Here is a 13375-nt window from a genome sequence, read left to right on the forward strand (position 1 = left end):
CCGCAGCGGACGTATGGTCCTGCTCGGCTGCCCTTTATCCAAATTTCATACGTACGTTATGTCTGAAAACCATATGAGCCACACCAGCCGGATAGGCCGTCTGACACGCACCGTTAACCGCATCGGGCGCACTGGCGGGGCGTTAACCTCCGGGTATTAGGCAAATATCCACCATTCCAGGACCATGCTCCGGCACACGCTCCGTCACGTTTTCGGCCGGACCGGCCGGTTATCGTGCGCATGAAAATGGGATGAGCATGACCCAACGCCGACGCCCCGTGATCTCCTTCGCCACGTCGAAAGGGGGTTCGGGCAAATCCACCTGCTGCATCGTGCTGGCCGGCGTCCTCGCCGATCAGGGCGGCCGCGTCGCGATCATCGACACCGACCCCACCCAGACCGTCTACCGCTGGGCGCAGAAGGACGGCCGGCCGAAAGGCATCGAGGTTTATTCCGCGACGAGCGAGGACGAGCTCCTCGATGCCATCGACGACGCCTCGCCCAAGAACCACGTCATCCTGATCGACGTCGAAGGGCGCGCCTCCGTCGTCGGCAACATGGCGATGGGCAAGTCCTCCCTGGTGATCGTTCCGGTCCAGCCGTCCGAGCCGGACGGGCACGAGGCGGCCAAGACGATCCGCGCGATCAAGACCGCCGCCCGCGCCCACGAGCGCGACATCAAGTTCGCCGCCGTCATGAACCGGATCGCCGGCGCCATCCGTTCGAACACCTACAAGGACGTCGTCCAGCAGTTCGCGTCCGGGGGCGTCCCGATCGCCGCTCACCTCGTCGACCGCGAGGCCTACCGCCGCATCTTCATGGAAGGCGGCACGATCTTCACCCTCGAGAGCAATTCCAAGTCGCAGGTCGCCCAGCTCAAGAAGGCCCGTGCGGAGGCCTACGTCTTCGGCGAGCAGATCGGGCGCATGGTCGGGCTGGTCGACGGGGGAGGGGGCCAGGCCGCGGACGAGACGATCGCGGAGGCCGCGGTCGACACCTTCCGCCGTGCCGCCATGGCCTCGCTCGACACGGAGGACGGGGAGGGCGAAACCCTCGACGACCTCGCCACCAGCACCATGCGAGACCTTGAGACCGAGGCCAGCCGATGACGCAGTCCCGCACCACCACGTTCTCGTTCGACCCGGCGGACGTCGAGCCGGACGACCTCGAACGCGAGCGCTTCAAGGACAAGAACCGCAGAGCGTTCGAGCGCGCCGACTACGTCCCGCCGGAGCTGCGCACGGCACCGGAACCCCGCGCGCCACGCGCGAGCGCGGCGCCGTCCCCGGCGCCGAAGCCGGCCGCACCGAAGGTGCCGAGCTTTCGCCGACAGCGGGGGCGTCCGGCGGGCGAGCGGCAGCACCGCGTCTCGTTCAAGAGCACCGAACCGCACCTCGCCGCGCTTTATGCCATCGCCGGGCAGGGTGAACTCGTCGGGGTCTTCGAGCACGCCGTCGAACTCCTGGCGCGCGAGGTCGCCGACAGCGAGCGCTACGCCGGCCGGCCGGTCGACCGCGAGGCGATGGAGGCCGTCCACCAGCTCCTGCGCTACGTCGAAGGCGGGTAGGGGAGGGCGAGGCCTGACCTCGCCGGCAGGCGGCCCGCGCGGCACCGCGCTGGCATCCCACTTGCGTGCGCTCGTTCCCGACCACGCAAGGACCGAGCCCCCATGTCACGCACCCTCCGTTTCCGTGCGGCGCTTGCCGCGTTCGCCATAGCCGCATCGCTCACCGCCGCGCAGGCCGACGAACCGGTCAGGGTCGGTGGACTCTTCGCGGGCCGCATCGACGATGGCGGCTTCATGCAGGCGGGCTACACGGGCCTCGCGAAGGCCGGCGACGCGCTCGGCGTCACCATCGACTACACCGACGGGATCAAGCCCGAGCCGGACCTCCTCGCCGAGGCGCTGCGGGCCCTCGCCGCCGATCATACCCTCGTCATCGCCCACGGCGGACAGAACAGCGCCGCGGCGAAGACGGTCGCGGCCGAGTTCCCCGATGTCACCTTCGTCGTCACGCAGGGCGGCGTCACCGGCGACAACCTCTCCAGCTACGAGGTTCTCCAGGAGCAGTCGGCGTTTCTCGCCGGAGTCCTCGCCGCCCGCGTCACGAAGACCGGCACCGTCGGGCACATGTCCGGCATCAAGGTCAAACCCGGCCTCAAGGGCCGCGCCGCCTACATCGCCGGCGTCGCCTACGCCGACCCGGACGTCACGGTCCTGACCAACTTCTCCGGGGACCAGGACGACAACGCCCTGTCCGCCAAGATCGCCAACGCCATGGCCGACGCAGGCGCCGACGTCGTCTTCACGATGCTGAACGCCGGGCGCACCGGGGCCATCGACGCGATGCGCGAGCGCGGCGTGCGCCAGATCGGCAACGTGGTCGACTGGACCGCGATCGATCCCGTCTTCGTCGGCTCGGCGATGGCCGATTCCGGCATGGCGCTGTTCGATGCCGTCTCCGACTACGTGTCCGGCGCGTTCGAGCCGGGTGTGGTGCGCAGGATCGGCCTCGACACGCCGGAGGCCGTCAGCCTCGCCGTCGCCGACGACGTGCCGCAGGCGGTGCGGGACGAACTCGCCGCCGTCGCCGCGAAGATCGTCGCTGGCGAGATCGAGGTTCCGACGGAATGGGAGGGCGAGGAGTTCACGGTCGCGGACTGAGACGAATATTCTTGCGCCCCGTCGACCCTGACGAGGGCACGCTTCGCCGGTCTCGGGCGTTGTAGGTCGGAACCGGGCGAGGCGGTCTCGCCCGGGAGCGTCGACGAGCCGACCACGGCCCCGAGCGGGCAGCGGACGGCGGCGCGCGAAGACTTGTCGAGGATCCGATGACCACTTCACGTCCTGCACCGGTCCGACCGGAGCCGGTCCACGTCCGGCCGAACTGGGCTCTCGTCGGCATCTTCATCATCCTCGCCTTCGGCGCCGTCGCCCTCGCGCGCAGCTTCCTGATGCCGATGACGCTGGCGCTGCTGCTGTTCTTCGTCTTCGCCCTGCCGTGCCGTATCCTCGCGCGGGCCGGCATCCCGCCCAGCATTTCGGCGGGGATCATCACCCTGGCGCTCTTCTTCGGCCTCATCGGGGGGATCATGTCGCTGGCGGTGCCGATCGCCTCCGCCGTCGACGATGCGCCGCGGATCTTCGGCGCGCTGCAGGACAAGCTCGCCTCGCTGGAAGGCTCGGTCGACAAGATCCGCGATGCGATGAAGCAGGTCGAGACGATGGCCGTCCCGGAGGAGGGCGGAGGGGAGGCGACCAAGGTGGTGACGACCGGGACAGGCCTCGGCGTCCTCACCGGCATCGCGACGACGACACCGGCGCTGCTTGGCCAGATCGTCTTCACCCTCGTGCTGCTCTTCTTCGCCCTCGCCTCGCGCGACCTCCTCTACCGACGCACGGTGGAGAGCTTCTCGCGCTTCCGCGACAAGCGGGCGGCACGGGCCGCCATCGACGAGATCGAGAAGAGCCTCGGCATCTATCTCGGGTCGATCACGCTGATCAACGCCATCCTCGGGCTCGCCATCGGGCTGGCGATGTGGGCCTGGGGGATGCCGGCGCCGGAGCTCTTCGGCGTCGCCGGCTTTGCCCTCAACTACGTCCCCTATGTCGGGCCGGTCTCGGGAATCATCATGGCGACGCTGGTCGCTCTGGTGACGCTCGACGGGGTGCTGCAGCCGATACTCGTCGGCATGACCATCCTCGGCCTGATCTCGCTCGAGGGGCAGTTCATCACGCCCTACTTCCTGTCGCGGCGGCTGAGCCTCAACCCGGTCGTGGTCTTCGTCGCGGTGGCGCTGTTCGCATGGTTGTGGTCGGCGATCGGCATGGTGGTCGCGGTGCCGATGCTGGTCGTGCTCAACGTGATGTGCGCCCACATCCCCGGCATGCAGGGCCTCGGCAATTTCCTGTCCGGGTCGGAGGAGACCTGTGCCGGGGAGGAGGATGCGCCGAAGGGTGGCGACACGCCCGCCGCGGCGTAATCGTCGATGCGGGCCGGCCCCTCGCGTCCATTGCCCGTCCGCGCTAAACCCGGGGCGATCGCCGCCGGGCGGTGAGCCCGGCCGCCACGCAGCGCCAAGAACCGGATCCCGCCATGACCGCCCCCTCCGATGCGCTCTCGCGCCGTCTCTCCTTTCTGGCCGAGCTCGAAAAGCTGAAGTCGGTGACGCGCCAGTCCCGCCTCGTGGACGGGAGCCGCAACGAGAACTCGGCGGAGCACTCCTGGCATCTTGCGATGTTCGCGATGGTTCTCGCCCCGCACGCGCCGGGGGTCGACGTCGGGCGGGTGATCGAGCTCCTGCTCGTCCACGACATCGTGGAGATCGACGCCGGCGACGTGCCGTACCACCTCGCCGGCAAGGACCTCGCGAAGATCGCCGAGGCCGAGAACGCCGCCGCCGCCAGACTGTACGGGCTGCTTCCGGGTGCTGAAGGGCAGCGGCTCCGCGCCCTTTGGGACGAGTTCGAGGCGGCCGAGACGCCGGAGGCGCGCTTCGCCAAGGGCCTCGACCGGCTGCAGCCGGTGCTCCTCAACCTGATGACGGACGGGGGCACGTGGGACGACTTCGCCGTAACGGAAGAACAGGTGATGGCGCGCTGCGGCCCACCGATCGAGGGCGCCTCGCCGGACCTGTGGGCCGCCGCAACAGACCTCATCCGCGCACACTTCGCCGCCCGCCGCGCCGACGCCTGACCCCGGTCCAGCAGGAACTTTCCTCATCCTGACGGCCGGCAGGCCGTCAGGACCGGGCAGGCCGGATGAATGCCGCTCCCTGCTGTCGCGGTCAGTCAATTCTCGCCGCTCAAAAATAATTCGTGCCGCAAGTTACATCACCGGATGCCGGCAGCATCCGCTACGTGCCTGATCTATCAGGGGTAGCGCGATGTCGGTCAGGGATGGGCCGGTTCAGGGCGTTGGCCGTAAGACTTTTGTCCGTCTTGAACCTGCGCTAACGCTTACGTTGAAACAATGGTCCTATAATTCGTGGCGCAGCGGGGAAGGCGATGTCGGGGCCCGACGGCGACGCCGAACTGTCAGCACTGATCCGCAGCCGGTCGTTCGCAGACGCGCCCGATCGCTTGATCCGTGCGAGCTGGCACCGGTGTCTCGAGGACTTCCAGCTCGACCCGGGGCGCAAGCTCGCCATCGCGCAGCTCACCCCGGCCGAGACCGCCGTCGAGAGCGAGCGGTGCGGCCTAGCCCTTCACCTCGCCGAAATCCATCTCAACCGGCTTCAGGGCATCATGCAGCCCGCCGGCTACGCGGTGTCCTTCGCCAACCGCGACGCGGTCACGCTCGCCGCCCGCATCCCGCACGAGTTCGACGTCGAGATCGGCCGGGCGCTCGCGCAGGGAACCCGCTGGCGCGAGGCGGAGATGGGCACCAACGGCATCGGCTCCTGCCTGCAGCTCCGCGAGTCGCTGATCGTCAACCGCGACGAGCACTTCCACACCTGCCACGAGATGATGAGCTGCTGCGTCGCGCCGGTCTTCGACCCGTTCGGCGCGCTGCTGGGATGCATCAACGCGTCCATGGTCGGCGGCTCGCTGCGGCGGATCGACCACCGGCTGGCGATGCAGCTCGTGAACCGGCACGCGCTGCTCCTGGAGGACGATCTCGTCGGCAGCCTCGAGAACGCCTGCGCGTGGCTCAGCCTGCGTCCGCTCGACCGCACCTGGGACTGGCCCGCGCTCGTCGCGGTGGACGACGCCGGGCGCGTCATCGGCGCCAACAGCGCCGCCCGGCGGCTGGGGGCGGAGATCGCGGACGCGCGCGGCGAGCTCCTCGGCTTTCCGCTCGACGAGGTGCTCGGCTGCGACCTCGAACGCTTCATCCGCACCTCCGAGGAGGCGGCCATCGAGCTCCAGCTCGGCCGCCAGGGGGTGCCGCACCTCTACGCCTGCCGCGTGACCTGGCCGCCGCCACCGTTCGCCTTCCGCCGGCACACCGCGGTGTCGCCGTCGCCCGGCGCGCCCGCGCCGGTCCCGGCCACGCGGGCGCGGCCGGGCGGGCCGAGGCCGCTCGACCTCGCGTACCTCTGCGCCGGGGAGACGCGTCTGGCGCTCGAGCGCCCCCGCGTGGTCCGCGTCGCCGACGCGGGGGTGCCGGTGCTACTCTGCGGCGAGACGGGCACCGGCAAGGACGCGTTCGCCCGGGCGATCCACGAGGCCAGCGCCCGGCAGGGCGGACCGTTCGTCACCTTCGACTGCGCCGCGGTCCCCGAAGCGCTGATCGAGCGGGAGCTCTACGGCGACGATGTCCCTCACGGTGCGGGGCGGCCGGCGGGCAAGCTGCAGCTCGCCTCCGGCGGGACGCTCTTCCTCAACGAGATCGGCGACATGCCGCTGGCGCTCCAGACCCGGCTCCTCAGGGTCCTGTCGGACGGCGAGATCCATCCGCCCGGTGCGCCGGCGCCGATGCTCCTCGACCTGCAGCTCATCGCCGCGACGCATCGCGACCTGCCCGCCATGGTGGAGGAGGGCAGCTTCCGCCGCGACCTCTACCACCGCGTCTGCGGCTACGCGCTGTCGCTGCCGGCGCTGCGGGAACGCTCGGACCGACAGGTCCTCCTGCGGGCGATCATGGCGGAAGTCGGGGCGAACGGGTGCTCGTCGACCGTCGAGACGATCCTGCTGGGGTACGACTGGCCCGGCAACATCCGCGAGCTCCTGCAGACCGTCCGGATGGCGGCGGGCCTCGCCGGGGGAGGGCGCATCGAAGTGGAGTGCCTGCCTGCGCACCTGCGCCTGAAGGCAGCCACCACGGCGGAGGCCGGGGCAGGGGAGTGCGCGGCACCGCTGCCGGTGAACTGCGACGAGCGCCAGATGCTGCTCGAAGCGCTGCGCGCGACGCGGTGGAACATAACAGCGACGTCGCAGCGTCTCGGCCTCTCCCGCTCGACCGTGTACCGGCGCATCCGCAACTTCGACCTGCCGGTCCCGAGCCAGCTCATCTGACCCCCGGCCCGGGACGAGCCGGGGGGCCTGTCCGTGCCTAGCTCTGCGGGCGGCGCTTCACCTCGAACGAGGTGGCGTTGACGACGTCGTCGGCGGCGTCGCGGTAGAGCTGCGTCTGCAGCACGATCTCCCGACCGTCGGTCACCTTCTCGCAGCGCTCGTCGACGAAGGTGCCGCCGACCTCGCGCCGCTCCGCGGACGGCTGGCCGACCGAGCACTGCCAGCCCTGCCAGCCGTAGTGCGACTTCACCTTGTTGCCGAGAAGGAAGGCCTTCTTGTGCATGTACTGCCGCGCCTCGGGGTCGGTGCGCACCGCGAGCGTCTCGAGGACGCCGTCGGCGTCGACGCGCACCGTCAGCTCGACCGGATGGCCGGCGACGCGCGTGCCGCCCCACTTGTCGTTGACGGAGATCCACTCCTGCGCGGCGTCGTCGTAGTAGACGCGCACCGTGCGCAGGCCCGCGGCATCGGCCGGGCACTCCAGCACGGCGCTCCATTCGGACACGTGCGCGACGGGCGCGCCGTCCGGCCCCAGGCAGGCGAGGTCGCCGTAGCCGTGGTGGGACAGGATGGTGACCGGCTCGCCGACGGTCAGCGTGCGGATGTCGCCCGCGGCGGCCATCGTGGCGAAGGACAGCGCCAGACCGGCGCCGAAGAGAATGGATCCGGGTACGGATCGTGTCATGGCATCGTCTCCCCAGGGAACGGGACGATGCCCGCTCCGTCGTCTTGTTCTTGGCTTCCGGGTCTTGCGGTCCGTGGCCCGCGCCGGGCGGAACAGGCCGCCCGGCGCGGCGGGCACGGGCGGATCACTCGTAGATGCTGCACATGCGGGACTTGTCGCCCCAGAAGGCCTTGCACTCCTCGAGGGTCGGCTCGCCTTTGCCGACCACGTCATGGCGCAGATAGTAGACCAGCGCGTCGAGCTGACGGTCGCTGACGGACTTCGGCGCTTTCGGCGGCATCATCTCGCCGAGTTGTGTCGCCGTCATGTCGTAGCAGCTCGTGTCGTCGCCCTTGTAGGCGGTGCGCGAGTGGTAGGGCATCCCGGTGTTGGGCCGGCCGCACAGGATCACCGTGCGCAGCTGGTCGTCGTCGAGCGCGGACTGGCGCAGCGAGAGCGCGGCCCCGCCGTAGCCGCCGCCGCCGCTGCCGTGCCACTTGTGGCAGCCGATGCAGTTGGCCGACTCGAAGACCTTCTTGCCCCGGTCGAGCAGCGCCGTGTCCACGACCTTCCCGCCCTCCGCCGCGGCCGAGCGGTCGAGGACCTTGGCGTAGACCTTGACCGTAAAATTGGCGTCGAAGCCGGCGGCGCCGACGATCTGGATGCCCTTGCCCTCGAAGCGGCCCGTCGCGTCGCCGTCGGCGACGGTCTCGGCGAGCGTCTTGCCGTCCTGCGCGACCGCGAAGTGCGCCTTCGCGCCCGGGTCGCCTTCCACACGCCAGATGAGCTGCACGGTCTTGGGCTCCCAGGTGAGGGCGAACGCCGCGCTGTCCTGGCAGCCGTCGGCTCCGCACGTCACCGGGACCGTGGCGATGAGGTCCTCCCGGAACGAGGGATTGTTGTGCGCCTGGACGGCTGGAATGGCGAAAAACGAGCCGAGCAACGCGGCCGAACAGGCGACCTGCACGAACCCGCGCAGGCGCCGCGATAGGCGGACCATCGATGAACCTCCCTTCCCCGTATCGGGGTCTTGTTCTTTGGCAGAAGGCCGCGGCGCCTGAGGCGCCGCGGCCGGAACGTCCCGCTCCGCGCGGGACGCGGGGGATGCGATCAGAGCTCGAAGACGTAGAGCATCGAGCTCGGCTCGATCTTCTCCAGGCCCTTCGTCCCGTCGACGAACCACTTGGGCCACGCCCCGCCGAGGCCGACGAGGATGGCGATGTACTGCTTGCCGTCGACCTCGTAGGTCATCGGCGGCGCGTTGAGGCCGGCGTTGGTGTGGAACTGCCACTTCAGCTCGAGCGTGTCGGCGTCGAGCGCGAGGAGCTTGCCGTCCGGCGTGCCGGTGAAGACGAGCCCGCCCGCCGTGGTCAGGATGCCGCCCAGCAGCGGGTAGTCGGTCGGATACTTGCCGACGATCTTGCCGGTGGACACGTCGATCGCCGCGACGCTACCGGTGATCGGCTGGTGCTGGGACGGGCCGCCGCCGGTGAACCACTCACGCGGCTTGTAGGACTCGCCCGGCACCATCTCCTCGTTGGTGATCGTGTTGCAGCTCTCGATCACCGGGATGTACCAGCGCTTCAGGTCCGGATTGTACGCCGTCGGGGGCCAGTTCTTGCCGCCCATGTTGCCGGGGCAGGTCACGCCGACCGGGTTCTCGCGGTTCGCCACCGTGCCCTGGGCGTAGGTCTGGACCTTCTTCGTCCGGTCGTAGTTGAGCGGCAGGCCCGTCTCCTCGTCGAGGCCCGGGGTCCAGGTCAGCTCTTCGACGAACGGCGTCCCCCAGATGAATTCGCCGGTCTCCCGGTCGAGCGCGTAGCCGAAGCCGTTGCGGTCGGCGTGAAGGGCGAGCTTGTGCTCGTCCCCGTCGATCGGCGCGTTCACCAGGACGTGCTCGGACACCGAGTCGTAGTCGTAGGGGTCGTTCGGCGTGTACTGGTGGTGCCAGACGATCTCGCCGGTGTCGGCCTTCAGCGCGATGGCGCTGTTGGTATAGAGGTTGTCACCCGGCCGGTACTCCGCGTCCCAGTCCGGGCCCGGGTTGCCGACGCCCCAGATGATGAGGTTGGTCTCCGGGTCGTAGGAGCCGGTGACCCAGGTGGAGCCGCCGCCGTTCTTCCAGGCGTCGTGGTCGTCGGCCCAGGTGTCCGCCCCCGGCTCGCCCGGCTGCGGGATGGTGTGGCGGCGCCAGACCTCCTCCTCGGTGTTGAGGTCCGTGGCCGCGAGCCAGCCGCGGATGCCGTACTCGGCGCCCGCCACGCCCGTGATGGCGAGATCGCCGACGATCAGCGGCGCACCGGTGATCGTCTCCGAGATGGACGGATCGGCGACCTCGCGCTCCCATGCGACCTCGCCGGTCTCCTTGTCGGTGGCGATGAGGCGGCCGTCGAGCGTGTGGGAGATGACCTTGTCTTTCCACAGCGCGACGCCGCGGTTGTTGACGCCGCAGCAGGCGACCGCGCCGGCCCAGTCCTTGTCGGTCTCCGGGTTCATCTTCCAGATGAGCTTGCCGGACCCGTCTGAGATGTCGAGCTTGTAGACCGAGCCCCAGCCGTCGGTGATGTACATCGCCCCGTCTTCGACGATGGGCGTGCCTTCGAGGCCGCCGTGCGGCCAGATTCCGCCGCCTTCCACGCCGCCGAGGGCGAAGCTCCAGGCCATCTTCAGATCACCGACGTTCTCGGTGTTGATCTTGTCGAGGGTGGAGTAGCGGGTTGCGGCATAGTTGCCGTGGTGATGGATCCAGTTCTGCGGCTCCGCGCCCGCGTTCAGCAGCCGCTCCTGGGTCATCTCTCCGGCATGGGCCATGCCGATGCAGCCGGTCGCCATGAGGGCCACCAGCGCCGTTGCCATTCCACCTTGGCGCCACCGGGCGCGGTAAGACTTGGAGACTATTGGCATAGTGCGTTTCTACCCTTGTTGTCGTTCTTATGTGCGACGGCGTCGTGTCGGGACTGTGCGCCATCGGCAGTGTTCGAGCCCCATGCAGAGGCCGGCAAGAGGCTAGAACAAGAATACCTATTCTTAAAGATCAAAATCTTGAATCGGCGTCGCTTCCTTTGGTGAATACATCAAGTGTTCCAAGATGAGGTCCTCTGCGATACGGTGTGCGACAGATGTCGCAGGCGGCTCCGGGCGGGTCCCGGCCGCGCGCCCGGGCAGGCTCTCTCCGGCCGCCTCCGGGCGCGGACCCGCAAGCATCTCATACGGCTACGCGGCGATGGCATGCCGTTTGCTATGGCACGGATCGCGGCCCGTCTCCGCGCGGGATCCGGCACGGGTTCCGGTGTGACCGGGTGCCCCTCGAGCGCGCGGTGACACAGGTTCCGCGAAGGAGTGTCCATGACGGATCGTCGGGGCCGTGCCCCGATGGCGGCTGGGACCGCCTGACGACGAGACGAAGGGGCAGGCCGTGCCCCGTTCCGCCGCCAGGCGGCCGGGACGGGCCGGGACCGGTCCGCGAACGAGAAACGCAGGAGCAGGTATGGATCTGGGTCTGAAGGGGATGAAGGCGCTGGTCACCGGCGGGACGAAGGGGATCGGCCGGCATTGCGCCGAGATCTTCGCCGCCGAGGGCGCCGACGTCGCGGTCTGCGCGCGCAAGGCCGAGGAGGTCGCCGACACCGTGGCCGCGCTCGAGGCGAAGGGAGTGAAGGCCTTCGGCCAGGCCGTCGACGTCGCCGACAAGGCCGCGTTCGAGCGCTTCGTGGCGGCCGCCGCGGACGCGCTCGGCGGGCTCGACATGGTCGTCGCCAACGTGTCGGCACTGGCGGTCGCCGACGACGAGGCGGCGTGGAAGGCGGGTTTCGAGACCGACCTCATGCACACCGTGCGGCTCGTCAATACGGCGATGCCCTTCCTGGAACAGTCGAAGGCCGCGTCCATCACCGCGATCTCCAGCGTGTCGGGCCGCGAGACGGACTTCACCGGCCCGGCCTACGGCGCCTACAAGGCCGCGCTCGTCCACTACATGCACGGCCTCGCGGTGAAGCTCGCGCCGAAGATGATCCGCGCCAACGCGGTCTCGCCGGGCAACACTTACTTCGAAGGCGGGATCTGGAACCAGATCGAGACCGGCAACCCGGAACTCTTCGCCGAGGCGCTGGCGCTCAACCCGACCGGGCGAATGGGCAGGCCCGAGGAGGTCGCCCGCGGCGTCGTCTTCCTGGCGAGCCCCGCCTCGTCCTTCACGACGGGAACCAACCTCGTCGTCGACGGCGCGCTCACCCGCGGCGTCCAGCTCTGAGGCGAAGGCCATCGGTCGTCGACCGCGTCGCGAGCCTCGATCGGTGGCGCTTTGTCACGCCTGCGTATTGCGCAGGCGGCGGCATGCCTCATGAGCGAACCAAGAAGTGTTAAATGGCATGCATCTCGTCTTATTTTGCCGATTTGGGTGACAGAGATCGTCCAAAATTGAGGCTTTGAAACAATATACTTCGGAATTAGCGTCCGGTCGGCAACAGATGGAGGTTCCATGGCCAGACTGACGCGGCGATCGTTTGTTACGGGAACCAGTGCACTCGCTCTCGGCTCCGGTATTCTTCCCATGCCGGGCATTCTGCGCCGTGCTCGCGCGCAGGACGGACCGGTCAAGATCGGCTGCCTGTTCTCCTCCTCCGGCACCATGGCCAACATCGAAGGCCGTCTGAACGACGTCGTGAAGATGGCCGCCGCCGAGCTGAACGCCGCGGGCGGCGTCCTCGGCCGTGAGGTCGAGGTGATGGTCTCCGATCCCGCCTCCGACTGGCCGCTCTACGCCCAGATCGGCCGCCAGATGCTGCAGCAGGAGGGCGTGGCGTCGCTGTTCGGCTGCTGGACGTCGGTGTCGCGCAAGTCGGTCCTGCCCGTCGTGGAGCAGAACAACGGCCTCCTGTTCTACCCGCTGCACTTCGAGGGCGACGAGAACTCCGAGAACGTCGTCTACCTCAACTCGCCCCCGGCGAGCTCCGTGCTGCCGGCGGTCGACTACCTCATGAGCGACGACGGCGTCGCGGCGAAGCGCTTCTTCATGCTCGGCTCCGACTACGTGTGGCCGCGCACGATCAACAAGCAGCTCAAGGGCTACTTCGAGTCGCTGGGCTTCGATTCCTCGTCCTGGCGGGAAGAGTACGTGCCGTTCGGCTTCTCCAACTTCCAGTCGCTGGTGCAGGAGATCCGCCGCTTCGCCGACGAGCCGGGCGGCCAGCCGGTGGTGATCCTCACCGTCGTCGGCTCCTCCATCCCGGACTTCTTCCGCGAGTTCGCCAACCAGGGCATCATGGCGACCGACATCCCCGTCCTCGGCCTCGACGCGCTGGAGGCCGACTTCGAGGGCCTCAACACCGAGGAACTGGTCGGCCACCTCAACTGCTGGGCCTACCTGCAGGCGGTCGACGCGCCCGAGAACGAGACGTTCATGAAGAACTGGGCGGACTACGTCGGCGCCAACAACGTGCCGTATCCGCCGAACGTCGTGATCGACCCGATGGTGTCGGCCTATGACGGCGTGAAGTTCTGGGCGATGGCGGCGGAGAAGGCCGGCTCGTTCGACGTGCCCGAAGTGCGCTCCGCGTTCGGCGGCCTCTCGTTCTCCGACCCGTCCGGCTACAACATCTCCATGACGAGCGAGAACAACTACGTCTCCCGCGGCGTCTTCATCGGCTCGCTGAACTACGACAGCGCGTTCGACATCCTGTGGCAATCGGAGGGCACGCCGAAGCCCGTCCCGTTCAGCGAATTCGGCTGAGCGGCCGTCTCCCCGACGCCAT

General features: G+C 68.8%; 11 protein-coding genes. 8 read left to right on the forward strand and 3 right to left on the reverse strand.

All coding sequences use genetic code 11. From position 1 onward, the window contains the following. Positions 1-257: 257 nt before the first annotated feature. The 6 genes from DLJ53_RS31300 to DLJ53_RS31325 all read left to right on the forward strand — a co-directional run bounded on the left by DLJ53_RS31300 (position 258) and on the right by DLJ53_RS31325 (position 6961). Positions 258-1109: a ParA family protein gene (locus DLJ53_RS31300; RefSeq protein ID WP_162409740.1), complete on the forward strand. Its 852-nt coding sequence runs from the start codon at positions 258-260 to the stop codon at positions 1107-1109. Beyond that, positions 1106-1567 carry a hypothetical protein gene (locus tag DLJ53_RS31305; protein WP_111352264.1) on the forward strand — a complete coding sequence of 154 codons (462 nt, stop codon included), beginning with the start codon at positions 1106-1108 and terminating at the stop codon, positions 1565-1567. The genes DLJ53_RS31300 and DLJ53_RS31305 overlap by 4 nt, the downstream gene beginning before the upstream one ends. A 102-nt stretch (positions 1568-1669) precedes the next feature. Then, on the forward strand, positions 1670-2665 hold the full coding sequence (locus DLJ53_RS31310; protein WP_111352265.1) for a BMP family protein: 996 nt from the start codon (positions 1670-1672) through the stop codon (positions 2663-2665). Positions 2666-2832: 167 nt separating this feature from the next. Beyond that, positions 2833-3984 (forward strand): AI-2E family transporter, encoded by a 1152-nt coding sequence (locus tag DLJ53_RS31315; protein WP_111352266.1) that lies wholly within the window; start codon positions 2833-2835, stop codon positions 3982-3984. Positions 3985-4097: 113 nt separating this feature from the next. Continuing rightward, positions 4098-4697 (forward strand): HD domain-containing protein, encoded by a 600-nt coding sequence (locus tag DLJ53_RS31320; RefSeq protein WP_111352267.1) that lies wholly within the window; start codon positions 4098-4100, stop codon positions 4695-4697. Between the two features lie 311 nt (positions 4698-5008). Beyond that, positions 5009-6961 carry a sigma-54-dependent Fis family transcriptional regulator gene (locus tag DLJ53_RS31325; RefSeq protein WP_111352268.1) on the forward strand — a complete coding sequence of 651 codons (1953 nt, stop codon included), beginning with the start codon at positions 5009-5011 and terminating at the stop codon, positions 6959-6961. Positions 6962-6998: 37 nt separating this feature from the next. Here DLJ53_RS31325 and DLJ53_RS31330 read toward each other — a convergent pair whose 3' ends face one another. The 3 genes from DLJ53_RS31330 to DLJ53_RS31340 form a co-directional block, all read right to left on the reverse strand. Then, the gene (locus DLJ53_RS31330; RefSeq protein WP_111352269.1) at positions 6999-7646 is read right to left on the reverse strand and encodes a hypothetical protein; all 648 of its coding nucleotides are present in this window, start codon (positions 7644-7646) and stop codon (positions 6999-7001) included. A 124-nt stretch (positions 7647-7770) separates the two neighbouring features. After that, a complete protein-coding gene (locus DLJ53_RS31335) occupies positions 7771-8625 on the reverse strand; it encodes a c-type cytochrome (protein ID WP_111352270.1) in 855 nt (284 codons plus the stop codon). Between the two features lie 110 nt (positions 8626-8735). Next, complete coding sequence (locus tag DLJ53_RS31340; protein ID WP_111352271.1) at positions 8736-10481, reverse strand: PQQ-dependent dehydrogenase, methanol/ethanol family; 1746 nt, start codon at positions 10479-10481, stop codon at positions 8736-8738. A 631-nt stretch (positions 10482-11112) separates the two neighbouring features. On the opposite strand from DLJ53_RS31340, the gene DLJ53_RS31345 reads away from it, so the two are divergent. Together DLJ53_RS31345 and DLJ53_RS31350 are read left to right on the forward strand one after the other, a co-directional pair. Continuing rightward, positions 11113-11874, forward strand: coding sequence for an SDR family NAD(P)-dependent oxidoreductase (locus DLJ53_RS31345; protein ID WP_111352272.1), 762 nt, complete (start codon positions 11113-11115; stop codon positions 11872-11874). A gap of 228 nt (positions 11875-12102) precedes the next feature. Then, positions 12103-13353 carry an urea ABC transporter substrate-binding protein gene (locus tag DLJ53_RS31350; protein WP_111352273.1) on the forward strand — a complete coding sequence of 417 codons (1251 nt, stop codon included), beginning with the start codon at positions 12103-12105 and terminating at the stop codon, positions 13351-13353. Positions 13354-13375: the final 22 nt, after the last annotated feature.

The organism is Acuticoccus sediminis (genome assembly GCF_003258595.1).
Classification (GTDB): Bacteria; Pseudomonadota; Alphaproteobacteria; order Rhizobiales; family Amorphaceae; genus Acuticoccus; species Acuticoccus sediminis.

Coding starts and splice junctions, on each gene's coding strand:
- DLJ53_RS31300 (WP_162409740.1), top strand. CDS start 258: ATGACCCAACGCCGACGCCCCGTGATCTCCTTCGCCACGTCGAAAGGG.
- DLJ53_RS31305 (WP_111352264.1), top strand. CDS start 1,106: ATGACGCAGTCCCGCACCACCACGTTCTCGTTCGACCCGGCGGACGTC.
- DLJ53_RS31310 (WP_111352265.1), top strand. CDS start 1,670: ATGTCACGCACCCTCCGTTTCCGTGCGGCGCTTGCCGCGTTCGCCATA.
- DLJ53_RS31315 (WP_111352266.1), top strand. CDS start 2,833: ATGACCACTTCACGTCCTGCACCGGTCCGACCGGAGCCGGTCCACGTC.
- DLJ53_RS31320 (WP_111352267.1), top strand. CDS start 4,098: ATGACCGCCCCCTCCGATGCGCTCTCGCGCCGTCTCTCCTTTCTGGCC.
- DLJ53_RS31325 (WP_111352268.1), top strand. CDS start 5,009: ATGTCGGGGCCCGACGGCGACGCCGAACTGTCAGCACTGATCCGCAGC.
- DLJ53_RS31330 (WP_111352269.1), bottom strand. CDS start 7,646: ATGACACGATCCGTACCCGGATCCATTCTCTTCGGCGCCGGTCTGGCG.
- DLJ53_RS31335 (WP_111352270.1), bottom strand. CDS start 8,625: ATGGTCCGCCTATCGCGGCGCCTGCGCGGGTTCGTGCAGGTCGCCTGT.
- DLJ53_RS31340 (WP_111352271.1), bottom strand. CDS start 10,481: ATGGCAACGGCGCTGGTGGCCCTCATGGCGACCGGCTGCATCGGCATG.
- DLJ53_RS31345 (WP_111352272.1), top strand. CDS start 11,113: ATGGATCTGGGTCTGAAGGGGATGAAGGCGCTGGTCACCGGCGGGACG.
- DLJ53_RS31350 (WP_111352273.1), top strand. CDS start 12,103: ATGGCCAGACTGACGCGGCGATCGTTTGTTACGGGAACCAGTGCACTC.